Annotated in this window: 13 protein-coding genes, 2 tRNA genes and 3 rRNA genes; 9 read left to right on the top strand and 9 right to left on the bottom strand. The window is 48.5% G+C overall.

The window, feature by feature from the left end; translation table 11 throughout:
* The first annotated feature begins 147 nt into the window (after positions 1-147).
* Together U2F10_RS24530 and U2F10_RS24525 are read left to right on the top strand one after the other, a co-directional pair.
* Positions 148-1005 (top strand): acyl-CoA desaturase, encoded by an 858-nt coding sequence (locus U2F10_RS24530; RefSeq protein ID WP_163659108.1) that lies wholly within the window; start codon positions 148-150, stop codon positions 1003-1005.
* Between the two features lie 252 nt (positions 1006-1257).
* The gene (locus tag U2F10_RS24525; protein WP_163659107.1) at positions 1258-2550 is read left to right on the top strand and encodes a RuBisCO small subunit-like domain-containing protein; all 1293 of its coding nucleotides are present in this window, start codon (positions 1258-1260) and stop codon (positions 2548-2550) included.
* A gap of 317 nt (positions 2551-2867) precedes the next feature.
* Here the strand turns inward: U2F10_RS24525 and U2F10_RS24520 are convergent, their stop codons facing one another.
* The 3 genes from U2F10_RS24520 to U2F10_RS24510 form a co-directional block, all read right to left on the bottom strand.
* Positions 2868-3170 (bottom strand): hypothetical protein, encoded by a 303-nt coding sequence (locus U2F10_RS24520; RefSeq protein ID WP_006517023.1) that lies wholly within the window; start codon positions 3168-3170, stop codon positions 2868-2870.
* A 178-nt stretch (positions 3171-3348) separates the two neighbouring features.
* The gene (xth, locus tag U2F10_RS24515) at positions 3349-4137 is read right to left on the bottom strand and encodes an exodeoxyribonuclease III (protein ID WP_499873564.1); all 789 of its coding nucleotides are present in this window, start codon (positions 4135-4137) and stop codon (positions 3349-3351) included.
* Positions 4112-5167: a cation diffusion facilitator family transporter gene (locus U2F10_RS24510; RefSeq protein ID WP_163659105.1), complete on the bottom strand. Its 1056-nt coding sequence runs from the start codon at positions 5165-5167 to the stop codon at positions 4112-4114. Before U2F10_RS24510 ends, xth begins: the two co-directional genes overlap by 26 nt.
* Before the next feature lie 155 nt (positions 5168-5322).
* Here U2F10_RS24510 and U2F10_RS24505 point away from each other — a divergent pair, with 155 nt between their 5' ends.
* A complete protein-coding gene (locus U2F10_RS24505) occupies positions 5323-5595 on the top strand; it encodes a hypothetical protein (RefSeq protein WP_006517020.1) in 273 nt (90 codons plus the stop codon).
* Between the two features lie 12 nt (positions 5596-5607).
* Here the strand turns inward: U2F10_RS24505 and U2F10_RS24500 are convergent, their stop codons facing one another.
* The 3 genes from U2F10_RS24500 to U2F10_RS24490 form a co-directional block, all read right to left on the bottom strand.
* Positions 5608-6288 carry an amino acid ABC transporter permease gene (locus U2F10_RS24500; protein WP_006517019.1) on the bottom strand — a complete coding sequence of 227 codons (681 nt, stop codon included), beginning with the start codon at positions 6286-6288 and terminating at the stop codon, positions 5608-5610.
* Between the two features lie 134 nt (positions 6289-6422).
* Positions 6423-7244, bottom strand: coding sequence for a transporter substrate-binding domain-containing protein (locus U2F10_RS24495; protein ID WP_163659104.1), 822 nt, complete (start codon positions 7242-7244; stop codon positions 6423-6425).
* A 140-nt stretch (positions 7245-7384) separates the two neighbouring features.
* Positions 7385-7753 carry a TfoX/Sxy family protein gene (locus U2F10_RS24490; protein WP_163659103.1) on the bottom strand — a complete coding sequence of 123 codons (369 nt, stop codon included), beginning with the start codon at positions 7751-7753 and terminating at the stop codon, positions 7385-7387.
* A 168-nt stretch (positions 7754-7921) separates the two neighbouring features.
* Between U2F10_RS24490 and U2F10_RS24485 the strand changes: the two genes are divergently transcribed.
* Entirely contained in the window at positions 7922-8677 is a 756-nt protein-coding gene (locus tag U2F10_RS24485; RefSeq protein ID WP_348917855.1) for an amino acid ABC transporter ATP-binding protein, read from the top strand.
* Between the two features lie 22 nt (positions 8678-8699).
* Here U2F10_RS24485 and U2F10_RS24480 read toward each other — a convergent pair whose 3' ends face one another.
* From U2F10_RS24480 to nadC, 3 genes are all read right to left on the bottom strand, one after another.
* Entirely contained in the window at positions 8700-10169 is a 1470-nt protein-coding gene (locus tag U2F10_RS24480) for a polysaccharide deacetylase family protein (protein WP_163659102.1), read from the bottom strand.
* A gap of 127 nt (positions 10170-10296) precedes the next feature.
* Entirely contained in the window at positions 10297-10677 is a 381-nt protein-coding gene (locus U2F10_RS24475) for a hypothetical protein (RefSeq protein ID WP_499873563.1), read from the bottom strand.
* Between the two features lie 129 nt (positions 10678-10806).
* The gene (nadC, locus tag U2F10_RS24470; RefSeq protein ID WP_499873561.1) at positions 10807-11682 is read right to left on the bottom strand and encodes a carboxylating nicotinate-nucleotide diphosphorylase; all 876 of its coding nucleotides are present in this window, start codon (positions 11680-11682) and stop codon (positions 10807-10809) included.
* A 545-nt stretch (positions 11683-12227) separates the two neighbouring features.
* On the opposite strand from nadC, the gene U2F10_RS24465 reads away from it, so the two are divergent.
* From U2F10_RS24465 to rrf, 5 genes are all read left to right on the top strand, one after another.
* Positions 12228-13716: ribosomal RNA gene (locus tag U2F10_RS24465) — 16S ribosomal RNA — on the top strand.
* Positions 13717-13831: 115 nt separating this feature from the next.
* A tRNA-Ile gene (locus U2F10_RS24460) sits at positions 13832-13905 on the top strand.
* 5 nt (positions 13906-13910) lie between these two features.
* Positions 13911-13986, top strand: a tRNA-Ala gene (locus tag U2F10_RS24455).
* Positions 13987-14159: 173 nt separating this feature from the next.
* Positions 14160-16976: ribosomal RNA gene (locus U2F10_RS24450) — 23S ribosomal RNA — on the top strand.
* A gap of 102 nt (positions 16977-17078) precedes the next feature.
* Positions 17079-17195: ribosomal RNA gene (gene rrf, locus U2F10_RS24445) — 5S ribosomal RNA — on the top strand.
* Together the 16S, 23S and 5S rRNA genes with 2 tRNA genes alongside form the textbook arrangement of a ribosomal RNA operon.
* Positions 17196-17254: the final 59 nt, after the last annotated feature.

The following is a 17254-nucleotide window of genomic DNA, read 5'->3' as shown; positions in this document are numbered from 1 at the left end:
GACGACTTGCAAGTGCTACTTGCAACTTAAAGGAATCATTGCTACTCTAAGTTTAATGCAAGCGATACTTGCAAAGTGTTCAGAGAGTAGCGGCTGTCAGCTGAAACCCTCTAAGAATTTGCCAATATCAACGACAGTGAGGACTGTATGACTGCACAATTAACCCAACCGCGGCTGGATCCTCAACCTGAGGTTAAACGCCCACCTATGGATTGGGTCACGTTTGGTTTCTTTGCCGTATTTCACGGTGTTGCCCTGCTGGCACCCTGGTTTTTCTCCTGGTCTGCACTGGGTGTCGCCATTTTATTGCACTGGTTATGTGGCGGTGTAGGCATTTGCCTGGGTTTCCATCGATTGCTGAGCCATCGTAGCTTTCAGGTGCCTCGCTGGTTGGAATACCCCATCGCTGTGCTAGGAACACTGGCAATGGAAGGGGGCCCTATCTTTTGGGTCAGCGGTCACCGTAAACACCATGCGTTTACAGAAGATGTGCATAAAGACCCTTATTCAGCCAAGCGCGGCTTTTGGTGGAGTCATATGCTTTGGATTCTGTATCCCCACCGTGAAAACTTTGATAAAAATTACTACGGTAAGTATGCGCCTGACCTCATGCGTCAGCCATTCTACCGCTTTTTGAATAACTATTTTCTATTATTTCAAGTGCTGCTTGCACTATTGCTCTACGCTATTGGCGGCTGGTCCTTTGTTATCTACGGTGTTTTTGTCCGAGCAGTCTGTTTGTGGCATGCAACTTGGCTAGTTAATTCTGCTACCCATACTTGGGGCTATCGTACATTTCATACAGATGATAATGCTCGTAATCTATGGTGGGTGTCTCTAGTCACCTACGGTGAAGGCTGGCACAATAATCACCACACCTATCCTCGTGCTGCTCAGACCGGCTGGAAATGGTGGGAGATCGATGTTACCTGGTACACCATTCTGCTGTTTGAGCGTCTGGGCTGGGCTAAGAAAGTGAAGCGTATTCCAGCGACACATCGTTAGGTAAGTTCAAAACTAGAGCATCAAATAGCAAAGAGGTATAGCTCCAGAGAAAACGAAGGGCTATACCTCTTTTAGCGTCTATCGTTTTAATGCCTTGATCCCTATACATGAATCCCCTACAGGCGAGATACTGGATTAGTTCTAAGTTTTGCGTGAGAGAGGCCTCGATTAAGTGCCAGGATTCAGAGCTGATTGTCAAGACCTCCAACCCACTCAAAACCTAGAACCAAGAACTAAGAACTCTCTATCCCCGTGGCTTACTACATCTCACCCCGTTTTCTTAACGCTTTGGCAGTTCACATTACTAAGAACTTTTTGGAGTTACCCCAGGTGAAGCTGCCGCTGATTTTCGGTATCCATGGCCGCAAAGGGGAGGGTAAAACCTTTCAGTGTGAGCTGGTGTACAAGCGTATGGGAGTGAATGTAGTTCATGTTTCTGGTGGCGAACTAGAGAGCCCAGATGCGGGAGACCCAGCTCGTTTAATTCGTTTGCGCTACCGCGAAGCCGCTGAGCTGGTCAAAATTCGCGGCGAAATGGCCGTGCTGATGATCAATGACCTGGATGCTGGAGCTGGTCGCTTTGATGGCATGACTCAGTACACCGTGAATACGCAACTGGTGAATAACACCCTGATGAATATTGCGGATAATCCGACCAATGTGCAGCTGCCGGGTAGCTATGACGAAACGCCGCTACCGCGTATTCCGATTGTGGTGACGGGTAATGACTTTGCCACGCTCTATGCTCCCTTAGTTCGCGATGGGCGCATGCAGAAATTTTACTGGGAGCCGAACCGAGACGATCGTTTGGGAATTGTGGGAGGAATCTTTGCACCCGATGGTCTAAGTCGTAATGATATTGAGACCCTGGTGGATACGTTTCCGAACCAGGCAATTGATTTCTATGGGGCACTGCGATCGCAAATCTACGATGAGCAAATCATTGATTTTATTCATCGTGTAGGGGTGGAAAATGTTTCTCGTAATGTGGTGAATACGAAAACTCCCCCCAGCTTCAAAAAGCCTGATTTCCGTATTGGCCATCTGATTGAAGTGGGTCAGCGTTTGGTCCGCGAACAGCGTCGCCTTCAGGAAATGGGATTAGTGCAGGAATATAACCAGGCTCTGAACAAGGTCGGGGAGAATCGCAGCAACGGCAACGGTAACTACTATCGTGCTTATCAGCCTGCGCCCTCGGTGCCGTTACAGCCGGTAGAAGAACCTAACGGTGCTTCACACAACACTCCTGCTACACCCCAGTCGCAGTCAGTGGTTGCTGCTAGTTCTCTGCCTGATGAGGTGCAGCAGAATGTGCGTAATCTAATGACTCAGGGCTATCAGGTCGGCATGGAATATGTGGATAAGCGTCGCTTTCGGACCAATGCTTGGCAGAGTTGCCCGGTGATTAATGGTGGTAGTGAAGGACAGGCACTTCAGGCAATTGCACAGTGCTTAGTTGATCATGGCCAGGATTATGTGCGTTTGATTGGTATTGATCCCAACAGTAAGCGACGAGTGTTAGAGCGAATTATTCATCGACCCTAAAGGGACTTAGGAGGGAATGCCAGCGCTAAGGGATATACATGAACATCAATACCCACTCGGACTTGGTATCACTAACAATAATCTCTGTTTTGTTTTCTGTTGTTGTTACATTTACTCAAGAGATTGTTGTATTTTAGATAAAGCTCCTAGCCTCAACAAGTGCAGCAGCCGTTGCATTGCTTCAAACAACTGGTGTAGGCCGTAAAGGAAAGATATTTTAAAAAATCTCATTGCTCGCTAAAGACGGCATCTGTGAGATTTAGAGAGAGAAACACTATTTATGGATAAACTAAAGCTTACTACCTTGACTAAGATGTCTAACTGGTAAGAACTTCTGTTCCTGTAAGCTCTTCACTATCAAGATTATAATGATTGTCCTCAACCCAACGGAGAACGTTTTTGGCAAGTCGGCTTTTGCTTTTAATTGCTCTGATAGCACCAGTCAGGTCCAGTTGTTGCGCAGTTTCCGGATGCTCTAAATCAAATAAACCAGTATTGACCAGATCTATCCGATTAAATTCGTCTTCTAGATTTGTAAAAATTTCTAAGAAGTGTAGGGCAGTCTCTAACTCGGGTGGATCGAGAATTGGGCAATCTGGGCCAGCTAAAAAAGTATTCACAAGGTACCTGAAAACTGCATAGACGATTTGGGCCTTTCTGCTAAGGGGCTACGCAGATTGTTTTTAAAACAAGATACCCAGGATGAGGGAGAAGCTTTACCCTCATTTAAAGCCTAGCACCTATTGTATTACTTGGCTTCCGGGTAGGTCGTTATATCAAGTACCCGTGTTTGATCGGTTAATACTCAACAATTACAGGGGTATGATCGCTAGGTTTTTCCAGCTTGCGTGGTTCGACATCAATCCAGCAGCGTTTGGCTTGCTTATACAGTTCAGGCGATAAGTAATGGTGGTCAATGCGCCATCCCAGATTGCGCCTGAACGAAGCAGCTCGATAATCCCACCAGCTGAAGTGACCACCTTCATCGGTAAATTTACGAAAAGCGTCCGCTAATCCTACGGTGAGCAGGTCTTGTAGAGTTTTACGCTCTAATGGAGAAGACATGATGTGCTTATCCCGCTTCTCATCGGTATAAATATCCTTGTTTTCTAGGGCGATATTGAAGTCACCACAGACATTGAGCTTGGCAGTTTCCTCAAGAGTTTTGGTCAGATACAGTTTGAGTAAAGCGAGCCAACGCATCTTATAGTCATACTTTGCACTACCGATGGAAGATCCATTGGGCACATATAAGTTAAGAATGCGCACGCCATCTAACACAGCACTAATAACTCGTTTTTGATCGTCCAGATGGCCAACGGTATCCTCATCAAGGATTGCTCCAAATCCCATGCGCACATCGTCTAAGGGCGTTTTACTGATGAGGGCTACACCGTTATAGGCTTTTTGTCCGTATATGTAAGTGTGATAGTTAAGTTCCTCAAAGGGGGTTTTGGGAAAGTCAGCATCAACGACTTTTGTCTCTTGGAGACACAGCACATCTACGTCTGAATTTGCCTTGAGCCAATCAGTGACATGGCCAAGACGAGTGCGAACAGAGTTAACGTTCCAAGAAGCGACTTGCATTCGATTCGGTTTCAGCAGAGACAACGCTATCCAGCTCCGTCATTGGGTAGGGGCTCCCCTTGGGGGTGGCCGATACATCAGATGTCGTCTGAATTAGCTCTCGTATTTTAGTATTGGGCAGCGTTGATAGAGCAACCGATGCTGTAGACGTCATTTGTAGCGTTGCTTCAGTAATCTCAAAGTCCTTGAACAGTGAAGTTTGGAGGCGATTCAACAAGACATCGCGTCGACCAGCACTAGCCGTATTTACAGTGAGGTTTGCCGTCAAATGAATTTGACCCGGTGCGATGGTCCAAACCTTAAGCTGCTCTACTTTGGTGATGTCTTTAAAGATAAGCAAATTTTGCTCAATCTCTTGCAGACTAATGTTGTTGGGTGTTTGCTCTAGCAAAATGCTGAGGCTCTGGCGGATCAGTGGGATCGCTCCGGCAAAGATGAGCAGCGCGATCGCAATGCTTACCAACCCATCTGTCCATTGCCACCCAAACCACTGCACAACTGCCGCTACACATAACACCCCCAAACAGCTGAGTGCATCGGCCAGGGTATGTAGAAATGCCCCCCGCAAATTCAAATCATCATCAGTGTGGCGATGGAGTAAAACGGCGTTGATGCCATGAACACCTAAACCTCCTAACGCCGTCAGCGCCATGGGTTTTGTTAAAATCTCACTGGGCGGTGTCTGTAGTTGCGCAATGGATTCTTGGCCAATCCAACCTGCAATTAATAAAAGACCAATGCCATTCACCAGGGCGGCTAAGATTTCCACGCGACGGTAACCAAAAGGCGCATGGGATGACGTGGGCCAGCGGGCGATCCAGGCAGCGAGTAGGGTCATTGCGATCGCAAACACGTCAGCAATCATATGGCCTGCATCTGCCACCAGCGATAAACTGTGGCTGTGGTGACTCACCCGCAGTTCCACCGCTGAAAAAATTGCCACCATCACGAGGGCAATGGCCAATACTCTAAGTTTCTCTGGCGACGTCTCTGCGGGGCAGTCGCAAGCCCCAAAACCATGATTATGCATACTTGATATTGGTCACATTGCTTATGCCAAAGCGTGTCTGATGAAAGCGTTTTGTTGTCCCGCCAATGTGACACGCAAACATCCTGATGCATCAGGGTGTTTACTATATGAGGGTGCCACACCTAACCAAAACCAACAATTAACCTTGTGACAATATGCCCGACCAACCCCTCCAAGGCGATGCTCTGATCAAGGAAACTAATCGCCGCATTCGTCTTGCTAAAAAACTTTGGGATGCTCACAATAATGCCGCCTGTCGTCGTGAGCGGGAGCGCGCCTTAAAGTTGTATAGCCAACTTACTAAGGTGCAGAAGGAAAAAGTGCCACAGCAACTACGAGTCTGGTTGCGATATCGCAGCGAAAAATATTTTGGTGCTCATCGGACGCCGCCGGGGAGTAAGCATCGGTCATCAAGGCGGCGAAAATAGTGGATGGGAGAGTTAAGCGTTGCGTTTTGCTTTCTCGGTCGGATCTGTCCAATGCTCTAACCATGTAAATCCTTGGGAGAACATCAGGTTTAATGCCAAATAGGTCAGACCAACAGCTGTATAAATTTCAAATGCGCGAAAGTTGGTGGCTACAGTCAGCTGACCGCGACGAAAGAGTTCTTCCAAGCCAATAACAGCGACCAAGCTCGTGTCCTTGAGTAATGTGGTGAACTCATTCCCTAAAGGTGGGATCATGCGTCGCAGGGCTTGGGGTAAAACAATGTAGCGTAGGGTTTGAATCGCATCTAGACCCATGGATGAAGCTGCTTCCCACTGCCCGCGATCAATTGATTGAATGCCACCTCGGACAATTTCAGCTACATAGGCCGCTGAATTCAGGCTCAGGGCAAGAACGCCAGCGGACCACCGGTCAAAGGTAAAGCTTAATCCCAGGCTTTTGAAGAGTGCTGGAAAGCCAAAGTAAATCCAGAAGATTTGGACCAGCAGCGGTGTGCCTCGAAAAAATTCAATGTAAGCACGGGTGGCCAAACGTATGGGCCAGAACTTGGAGAGTCTGGCGGTGCCGAGCAATGTGCCACCAATAAAGCCAAAGAAGATGGCTAGGGCTGTCAACTGTATGGTCGTTAAGGCACCCCGCAGTAGGGCGGGCAGAGCATTAATAATATATTCCACGTCGATAGGTTCCCTTGTGAGGACCTGTTAAGGAGTAGTGCTAGGACCTGAATATTGGGGTAAGGCTAAGATTCTTGCTCAAATTCCATGGAAGATCCGTGTCTTCCATGGAATTTTAAGGTTCAAGGTCTCCTCTAAAAGCCAGCTTCCGGTAAGGTGCCGACAGGAGTGGTGCCAAACCACTTTTCATAGAGGGCATCATAGGTGCCGTTTTCAATCAGTTCGGCTAAGGCTGTATTTAAAGCCTCAAGGTTTGGCGAATCTTTGGGCATCGCGATGCCATAGAATTCTTCGGTTATCAATTCACCTACAACCTTGACGCCGCCAATATTGCCAGTCGCGATCGCATCCAACGTTACCGGCGCATCGTTAATCACAGCATCAGCATTGCCATTAGAGAGTTCTTGTAGTGCTAATGGCGCTGAATCAAAGGTGCTGATTTTAGCATCCTTAATCGTACCGGCCATCTCTGCACCTGTAGTACCCAGCTGTACAGCGATGGTTTTTCCTTCTAGACTCTCGAATGATGTGGTTTCAGTATCATCTTCAGCTACTGCGATCGCTAGACCAGCTCGGAAGTAGGGGCGAGAGAAGTCCACTGTCTGAGCCCGTTCTTCAGTAATGGTCATGCCGCTAATGGCTGCTTCGATGGTGCCAGCCTGTAGAGCGGGAATTAGACCATCAAAGGGTAAGCTTTCAAACTGAACTTCGACACCAGCCTGCTCACCAATGGCCTTCATCAAGTCAATATCAAACCCTACAAGTTCACCGCTGTCATCCTGAGACTCAAACGGAGGGAAGGCGGGCTCAGTACCCACTAGCCATAGACCAGCAGCAGCATCGCCACCATCAGCGCTGGGGGTTGTGGAGACATCACCACCACCGCCGCAGGCCGCCAGTACGACAGCTGCTCCCAGACTTAAACACGCGTTTCTTATGAATTGAGACCGTTTCATAATGCTTAATCGGCTCCTTATTGTTATGACGTCACTGATCTACCGCAGAAGATAAGACGCTAGGGCTGAATCACCCTGATATCTGACTCGAACGTGTAGTTTAAACTACCAGGAATTAAAAAACGGTGTTGTTTGTAGCGTCATGGTTGCTTACGTTTCTTTACCTTCTTAGGTTTTTTGCTGCGCCGAGCTGCTGCCTGAGCTTTCTCTATCCAGTTCAAAAGTTCTACTGGTTCTTCTAAGACTGTTTTGGGTAGCTGATAGTAGGACATTTGAATGGTTTTACCGTGGCGTTCATAGTGAAACGGCCCCATGTCGGCTTCTAGATAGTCGACTAAATTGTCATCATCAACTTTGAAATAGAGCGTTTCATAAGCAATCAGAGCAAACATGATCCCGTCTGCGTAGAGACCATAGCCACCAAACATAGAGCGGGCAGTAACAGGTGCCACCTGATTCAATTGGTGAACAATTCTATCTTTGAAAGCCATGGTTTCTGGAGATGGCATGGAGTATTCCCGAGCAATAAAACCTCTTACCTGTCCGACGATGATACGTAATTTCTGCGGGTAAGTGATTACTGTTAAACATTCATGACTTAAAAAACATTGTGATTCGTAGCGTCAGCACAATGTCAGCGGTATGATGCCTTTCAAGATGTTACTGATAGGTGTGTTGTGACAGAAGCCGCAATTTATTTTGCAAACCTGCAGAAGAGCTATGGCGACCTATCGGTGCTGCGAGGTATTAATGGCCAAATTGAACGTGGTGAAGTTGTTGCCATCATTGGTTCTTCGGGATGTGGTAAAAGCACGCTACTACGCTGTTTTAATCGCTTAGAAACCATCAGTGGTGGTCAGTTGGTTGTAGATAATATTAATTTATCAGCCCCTAATCTGAGTGCTAAGGCGTTACAGCAGTTGCGAGCAAAAGTAGGGATGGTTTTTCAGCAGTTCAACCTTTATCCTCACATGAGTGTTTTGGACAATCTGACGCTGTCCCCCCGTAAGGTGCTTCGGCTTTCTACTAAGGAAGCGGAAGAGCGAGCACACGTCTATTTAAATAAAGTTGGTTTAGCTGAAAAGGCCTCAGCTTATCCTGATCAGCTTTCAGGTGGACAAAAACAACGCGTTGCGATCGCGCGTTCCCTCTGTATGCAACCTGACATTTTGCTATTTGATGAACCGACAAGCGCTCTAGATCCTGAACTGGTGGGCGAAGTGCTTCAGGTGATGCGCACCCTGGCTGAAGATGGTATGACCATGGCCGTAGTGACCCATGAAATGCAGTTCGCTCGGGAAGTCGCGAGTCGTGTCCTATTTCTCAATCAAGGTGTAGTCGAAGAAACTGGTGCTCCTCGAGACGTGTTGCAGAACCCTCAGAGTGAGCGTTTACAGACATTTCTCAGTCGTATGAATGGGATAACAGTTTAGGTCAAAACTAGGTCAAAGCCTTTTAGACAAAACCTCGATCAACAAATTCACAGCCCCGCTGATAAATTGTCTGGGCATAATCTGTCCACTGCCCTTGACCCCAGTACCGGAAGCAGCTGGTTTGTAGAATTAGGTTGTGCAGGAGTGCCTGGCGATAGTTGGCATTTAATGCTAAGTAGGCTTGCTTGCTTGCTGGCACTGCAGCAATGGCCTGGTGAAAGCTAGCACTTAGGCGTTCTATGGGGTCAATGACATTGGCATATCCATCGACCCAACTGCGGTCGTTAGTCCATGAGCCTCCTGTAAATCTAGTGTTTTGCTCCGCTAGATTTGAGATCGCATCACCCACCTGTTCTGGTGTAATGTTGCCATCCAGAGCCTGCCACAGTTTATGTTGATCTTTCGCCTGACAGTTAGGAAAATCACTTTCTGTGATTCCGGCTGCCGCTAACAGTTCCAGATACTCGGTACCGTTAATTCCGGTAACTGTGTGCTCATGGCGAGATTCATGCCAGGCTCGTTTAAAGGCTCCTGGAAATTCATTCATCATGACGCCACCATTTTCACCGTCAGAGATTTGGCTCACTAGAGGCGGGATTGACTTATTTCCAAGGGGCATCTTACCTAAAGTCTTGGCTTCGTAGTACGGCTGCATTTGACCAATCAACTTAGTATCAGAACCTTGGGTTTTGATTAAGGCTGTGATCGACACTGTGTCGCCATGACTGTTGCGAGCCACCAAACGATGAGGCAGATGTGGTTGCTGAATTCCCTCACCTGTCAGTATTTCCACGGTATGCTCTTGGACCATGACCCAGCGATAACCTGTCTCTTTGAGAGTTTTAACCAACGTGTACAGAGCATCGGGATGATTCGGCAGTTGCATTTCAGGTAATGAGAATCCTCGAACTCGCTTGAGTGCTTCTAATCCAAAAATGCTGGCAAACTGGTGCTGCCAAGCTCGAATATGTAACTTGATATCGGGTAGTGGCGTGGCAGCGGCAACGGCATGTCCCCAAAATGTACCTAACCATTCCACATGGGTTTGGTACCGAGGATCGCAGGTGATCCCTCTGAGCTTATCGAGAATGTCGTCACGCCCCATTTGCTGGAGGCCCCACAGCAAATTCCCTGAATAGTCCAGCATGACCCGTGGGTTGCAACCCTGACTCACAAGCTCAGGGATAAAATCACCCATGCGGGCATAGCAATAGGCAAATGGTCCAGCATTATGATTGTCACCTTCATAGTGGTGTTCAAACATATATTGCAAATGGCCGATAAGCTTGCCCGCTGGCCCCGCTGGGATCGTCGGCTGGTGCATGTGAAGTGCGATCGCAAACCCTGCCGATAGGCTGTTGAGATCGAGATTACTGCGTTCCAGAAAAACTGGCTCGTCGAAACTACTCAACTCCTCAATAGATGACTCCCAGCCACAAAGCATAGGGAGTGTTTGATCATAGGTAGCTGGGGGAGATACAGCAGCAGACATATACTTGGAGAGTATTAAAAGGTGGATTATTTTCTATCCCTAGTGTCCCAGGTACGGGCTTTAAAATAAACCACCCTTATAGAAAAGATAACCCTAGATTAACTCTCCCACTAAACTCTTTGGTTACCTATTCATGAACTCCACGTTCGAATGAAACCGCCAACTCATCTTCTAACCAATTTAGGATTTGCAATCGTTCTCCCTGAGTGAGATACAGATGGCCCGTATGACGTAGGCGATCGTTGACGTCTTCTATATCTGAAGGTGTCATCAACCCAACTATGGCTCCTATATTATAAAGAGCATCATCTCGTTCCTCTTGAGTGTGACAACCGTAGCGATATCTTGAGATTTGCCGACTAATATATTTGAATGCCTGGGGGTCGGTAGATTCTAACCGCTGCTTGCGTTCATCAGAAATTGGTTCACCAGCAACCATGGCAGCATAGTCGGTGTCTAATATATCCAACTTGACGATTTTGACTTCTTGGCTGGATCTATGGCTCACGGTGGTCAACACCCCACATACTCTTTGAGTCTTTTCAATTGTGCCTTCCTCAAATAGAAAATGCTTGAAGCTTTGTTATTTTGCAATTGTCCGTTTGCAAACGTTTGCAAACGGACAATTCGCTAAATTTCACTCGCATTTTAAGCGCATGCTCAAATCCAGCCAGGATGAGCGAGTTATTGGCGCGCTACTTGATATATAGTCAACACCCGTTAATGCAATCTCACGAATGGTTTCGAGAGTAACGTTGCCGGATCCCTCAATCTTGATCCGAGAACTATGCTGTCGAATTAAGTAGACTGCTTGCTCCATCACACTTGGAGTCATGTTGTCCAACATAATAATGTCGGCACCATGGTTCAATGCCTCCTCAACCTGTTCTAAATTCTCTGTCTCTACCTCTATATTGAGCGGATAAGGCATAGCTAACCTTACAGCTTTAATTGCCTGCGCAATTCCACCCGCAGCAGCAATATGGTTGTCTTTAACCATCAAGGCGTCATCAAGGCCCATACGGTGGTTTTTCGCACCGCCCATGCGAGTTGCATACTTTTCTAAGGCTCGAAGCCCTGGGGTCGTTTTGCGAGTATCCACGAGCTGAGCTGGCAGATCTGCAATTGCATCGACATATTGCCGGGTAGCAGTCGCAATACCACTAAGATGCATTGCTAAATTCAGGGCGACTCGTTCACCCGTGAGCAAATGAGCGAAGGAACCGCTCATTTGAGCAATGGTCGTGCCTGCTTCTACCCATGTGCCCTCAACAACACAGGGCTCAAACTTTATTTGATTAACCGATGTGCCGTCTAAATCAGACAGGATTGCAAACACTCTACGAGCGATCAGAAGTCCACAGATGACGCCCGATGCTTTTGCTATCCAATACCCACTTCCCTGTCTTACACCTGTGGTGTCTAAACCTAAAGTGGTCTGATCTCCACGACCAATATCTTCTTGCAGCCATTGCTTTAGCTGATCATCTAAGCCGATCCAGTTGATATTCACAGTATTTTTTCTGCTCAAGCTCACCCTATTTAAATAGAGACAAACGATTGCACTGTCTACTAGCTAGCTTCAAGTCAACAACACAACTCACGCTAGTAATAGTTGCCATCGATTGGTAAGTAAGCCAGCTTCAGCAATAAAGCTGTGACCAAAACACCTAAAAGCTTCATCTAAATTCTAAAGAAAGTTGTGTCATAGTCACGATGGGCATGGCCAAAACTCGCTTCGACGCCTTGTTCTAAGGCGTTTTGCGGCTTTCCGAAAAAACTTCAAGAAAGGAGTTGACCAGTGACGAATAGCTCGCTATATTAGTAAAGCGCTTGAGACGGGAGCGGCGAACACCGTAACCGAATCGAGTCAGAACCTAGACAAATCAATAGTTTGAGATTCTAACAAAATCCTGTTTAATTTCTTTAGTTTGAAATTGGTTAGACCTTATCACGAGGTTGAGGCCGATGTCAAACGACCGGATACTTAGATAACACTGAGTGTCAGGTCAACACTTGATGAATGAGTCTTGTTTTTCTTTAGGGAGCAATGAGATTACCATGGAGAGTTTGATCCTGGCTCAGGATGAACGCTGGCGGCGTGCTTAACACATGCAAGTCGAACGAACCTTTCGGGGTGAGTGGCGGACGGGTGAGTAACGCGTGAGGATCTGCCCTTAGGCGGGGGACAACTTTTGGAAACGGAAGCTAATACCCCATATGGCGAGAGCTGAAAGCTTAATGTGCCTGAGGATGAACTCGCGTCTGATTAGCTAGTTGGTGGGGTAAGAGCTTACCAAGGCGACGATCAGTAGCTGTTCTGAGAGGAAGATCAGCCACACTGGGACTGAGACACGGCCCAGACTCCTACGGGAGGCAGCAGTGGGGAATTTTCCGCAATGGGCGCAAGCCTGACGGAGCAACGCCGCGTGAGGGAGGAATGTCTGTGGATTGTAAACCTCTTTTCTCTGGGAAGAAGATCTGACGGTACCAGAGGAATCAGCATCGGCTAACTCCGTGCCAGCAGCCGCGGTAAGACGGAGGATGCAAGCGTTATCCGGAATTATTGGGCGTAAAGCGTCCGTAGGCGGTCAATTAAGTCAGTTGTTAAAGACTGCAGCTCAACTGTGGGAGAGCAACTGAAACTGATTAACTAGAGTATGGTAGGGGTAGAGGGAATTCCTAGTGTAGCGGTGAAATGCGTAGATATTAGGAAGAACACCAGTGGCGAAGGCGCTCTACTGGGCCAAGACTGACGCTGATGGACGAAAGCTAGGGGAGCGAAAGGGATTAGATACCCCTGTAGTCCTAGCTGTAAACGATGGATACTAGGTGTTGTGCGTATCGACCCGTGCAGTACCGAAGCAAACGCGTTAAGTATCCCGCCTGGGGAGTACGCACGCAAGTGTGAAACTCAAAGGAATTGACGGGGGCCCGCACAAGCGGTGGAGTATGTGGTTTAATTCGATGCAACGCGAAGAACCTTACCAGGACTTGACATCCCTCGAATACCTAAGAAATTGGGTAGTGCCTTCGGGAGCGAGGAGACAGGTGGTGCATGGCTGTCGTCAGCTCGTGTCGTGAGATGTTGGGTTAAGTCCCGCAACGAGCGCAACCCACGTCTTTAGTTGCCATCATTCAGTTGGGCACTCTGGAGAGACTGCCGGGGACAACTCGGAGGAAGGTGTGGACGACGTCAAGTCATCATGCCCCTTACGTTCTGGGCTACACACGTACTACAATGCAACGGACAAAGGGCAGCCAACTAGCGATAGTGAGCTAATCCCATAAACCGTTGCTCAGTTCAGATTGCAGGCTGCAACTCGCCTGCATGAAGGAGGAATCGCTAGTAATCGCAGGTCAGCATACTGCGGTGAATACGTTCCCGGGCCTTGTACACACCGCCCGTCACACCATGGAAGTTGGCCATGCCCGAAGTCGTTACCCTAACCGTTTTCGGAGGGGGGTGCCGAAGGCAGGGCTGATGACTGGGGTGAAGTCGTAACAAGGTAGCCGTACCGGAAGGTGTGGCTGGATCACCTCCTTTAAGGGAGACCTACCGAATCGACTCCGAACGAATTTTTATTAGGAGCGATATTGGTCACTCTAGGTCGTGACAGGATTGAGGGAATTTCAAACTATTGTTTAGGTTGTATAGGCTGGGGCTATTAGCTCAGGTGGTTAGAGCGCACCCCTGATAAGGGTGAGGTCCCTGGTTCGAGTCCAGGATGGCCCACTGATGGGGGTATAGCTCAGTTGGTAGAGCGCCTGCTTTGCAAGCAGGATGTCAGCGGTTCGAGTCCGCTTACCTCCACCAAATATTGTCAGATTGGCAGAGATAGGAATAACTTCAGCACCCTGTTTAGGTCTGTTAAGAGATGGGCTAGGGGAATAGGCTGCTGGATTTAGGTCTAGCGAGAACCTTGACAACTGCATAGATTAGTCGAATAGGTAGTTCGACACAGAGAACCTTTAGTAAAAAGACTGAGAGGTCAAGCTACAAAGGGCTCATGGTGGATACCTAGGCACACAGAGGCGAAGAAGGACGCGGTTACCGGCGATATGCCACGGGGAGCAGGAAGCATGCATTGATCCGTGGGTTTCCGAATGGGGCAACCCTACGTACGGCCCACTGAATCTATAGGTGGGTACGAGCGAACGCAGCGAATTGAAACATCTTAGTAGCTGTAGGAAGAGAAAGAAAACTCGATTCCCTTAGTAGCGGCGAGCGAAGCGGGAAGAGCCTAAACCAATTCTTATCAGAGTTGGGGTCGTGGGACAGCGATATGGAATCTGGAGGATAGACGAATCACTTGAGAGGTGAACCAAAGAAGGTGAGAGTCCTGTAGTCGAAATTTGAAGGATACTAGCTGAATCCCGAGTAGGTTGGGGCACGTGGAATCCCGATTGAATCAGCGAGGACCACCTCGTAAGGCTAAATACTCCTGTGTGACCGATAGCGAATAGTACCGCGAGGGAACGGTGAAAAGAACCCCGGGAGGGGAGTGAAATAGAACATGAAACCATGAGCTTACAAGCAGTTAGAGCACGATTAAACGTGTGATAGCGTGCCTGTTGAAGAATGAGCCGGCGACTTATAAGCACTGGCAGGTTAAGTCGAGAATGACGGAGCCAAAGGGAAACCGAGTCTGATAAGGGCGATAGTCAGTGTTTATAGACCCGAACCCGGGTGATCTAACCATGTCCAGGTTGAAGCTTAGGTAACACTAAGTGGAGGACCGAACCGACTTCTGTTGAAAAAGGAGCGGATGAGGTGTGGTTAGGGGTGAAATGCCAATCGAACCCGGAGCTAGCTGGATCTCCTCGAAATGTGTTTAGGCGCAGCGGTAGTGATTATAGCTGGGGGGTAAAGCACTGTTTCGGTGCGGGCTGCGAGAGCGGTACCAAATCGAGACAAACTCAGAATACCCAGTGAATACATTGCCAGTGAGACGGTGGGGGATAAGCTTCATCGTCGAGAGGGAAACAGCCCAGACCATCAGCTAAGGTCCCCAAATCATCTCTAAGTGATAAAGGAGGTGAGAATGCTGAGACAACCAGGAGGTTTGCCTAGAAGCAGCCATCCTTGAAAGAGTGCGTAATAGCTCACTGGTCAAGCGTTCTTGCGCCGAAAATGAACGGGGCTAAGAGATGTACCGAAGCTGTGGACTTGATTTATCAAGTGGTAGAGGAGCGTTCTGTAGTAGTGAGAAGCATTAGCGAGAGCAGGTGTGGACGAAGCAGAAGTGAGAATGTCGGCTTGAGTAGCGAAAATAGATGTGAGAATCATCTACCCCGAAAACCTAAGGCTTCCTCCGGAAGGCTCGTCCGCGGAGGGTTAGTCGGGACCTAAGGCGAGGCCGAAAGGCGTAGTCGATGGATATCAGGTTAATATTCCTGAACTTTGTTTGTGGAGCATTGCAGGGACGCATGACAACTAGCTACACCCTAAATGGATTGGGAAGTTTCTACGGAAGCTGCGTAGTGAACGATAGTGCCTAGAAAAGCTGTGGATGTAATGAAGCGAACAGACCCGTACTGTAAACCGACACAGGTGGGTGGGTTGAGTATACTAAGGGGCGCGAGATAACTCTCTCTAAGGAACTCGGCAAAATGGCCCCGTAACTTCGGGAGAAGGGGTACCCCTTAACGGGGGTCGCAGTGAAGAGATCCAGGCGACTGTTTACCAAAAACACAGGTTTCTGCAAACTCGAAAGAGGAAGTATAGGAGCTGACGCCTGCCCAGTGCCGGAAGGTTAAGGAAGCTGGTCAGTCTTCGGATGAAGCTAGCGACCGAAGCCCCGGTGAACGGCGGCCGTAACTATAACGGTCCTAAGGTAGCGAAATTCCTTGTCGGGTAAGTTCCGACCCGCACGAAAGGCGTAACGATCTGGATGCTGTCTCGGAGAGAGGCTCGGCGAAATAGGATTGTCTGTGAAGATACGGACTACCTGCACCTGGACAGAAAGACCCTATGAAGCTTTACTGTAGCTTGGTATTGGGTTCGGGCTTTGATTGCGCAGGATAGGTGGGAGACATAGAACTAATGCTTGTGGGTGTTAGTGAGTCGCTGGTGAGATACCACTCTATCAAGGCTAGGATTCTAACATTGACCGTGACCCGGTTAGTGGACAGTATCAGGTGGGCAGTTTGACTGGGGCGGTCGCCTCCTAAAAGGTAACGGAGGCGCGCAAAGGTTCCCTCCGGCTGGTTGGAAATCAGCCTTTGAGTGTAAAGGCATAAGGGAGCTTGACTGCGAGAGTGACAACTCGAGCAGGGTGGAAACACGGCCTTAGTGATCCGACGGTACCGAGTGGAAGGGCCGTCGCTCAACGGATAAAAGTTACTCTAGGGATAACAGGCTGATCTCCCCCAAGAGTTCACATCGACGGGGAGGTTTGGCACCTCGATGTCGGCTCGTCGCAACCTGGGGCGGTAGTACGTCCCAAGGGTTGGGCTGTTCGCCCATTAAAGCGGCACGCGAGCTGGGTTCAGAACGTCGTGAGACAGTTCGGTCCATATCCGGTGCAGGCGTAAGAGCATTGAGAGGAGTCTTCCTTAGTACGAGAGGACCGGGAAGAACGCACCTCTGGTGTACCTGTTATCGTGCCAACGGTAAACGCAGGGTAGCCAAGTGCGGAGCGGATAACCGCTGAAAGCATCTAAGTGGGAAGCCCACCTCAAGATGAGTGCTCTCATGGAGTTAATCCAGTAAGGTCACGGGAAGACGACCCGTTGATAGGTTCTAAGTGGAAGTGCAGCAATGTATGAAGCTGAGGAATACTAACAGACCGAGGGCTTGTCCTATCAGTCAAGGGGTCTCATGGATGAACTCTTATTCGAACTAATACTAATCTATGCAGTCTTTCAGGGCTCTACTGAGAGATTAACAGTAAGCTCAATAGCTTTCCTGGTGCCAATGGCGGTGTGGTCCCACTCCGACCCATCCCGAACTCGGTTGTGAAACGCACCTGCGGTGAAGATAGTGAGGGGGTTGCCCCTTGTGAAAATAGCTCGGTGCCAGGGTCCTAATCTACAAAGCGCGTCTTGTTCTAGACAAGGCGCGCTTTTTGCATGGCCCATGA

Source organism: Leptothoe sp. EHU-05/26/07-4 (assembly GCF_043421015.1).
Lineage (GTDB): Bacteria > Cyanobacteriota > Cyanobacteriia > Phormidesmidales > Phormidesmidaceae > Leptothoe > Leptothoe turfae.
Note: the sequence above shows the minus strand (reverse complement) of the source record. Positions and strands in the feature narration are given on the sequence as shown.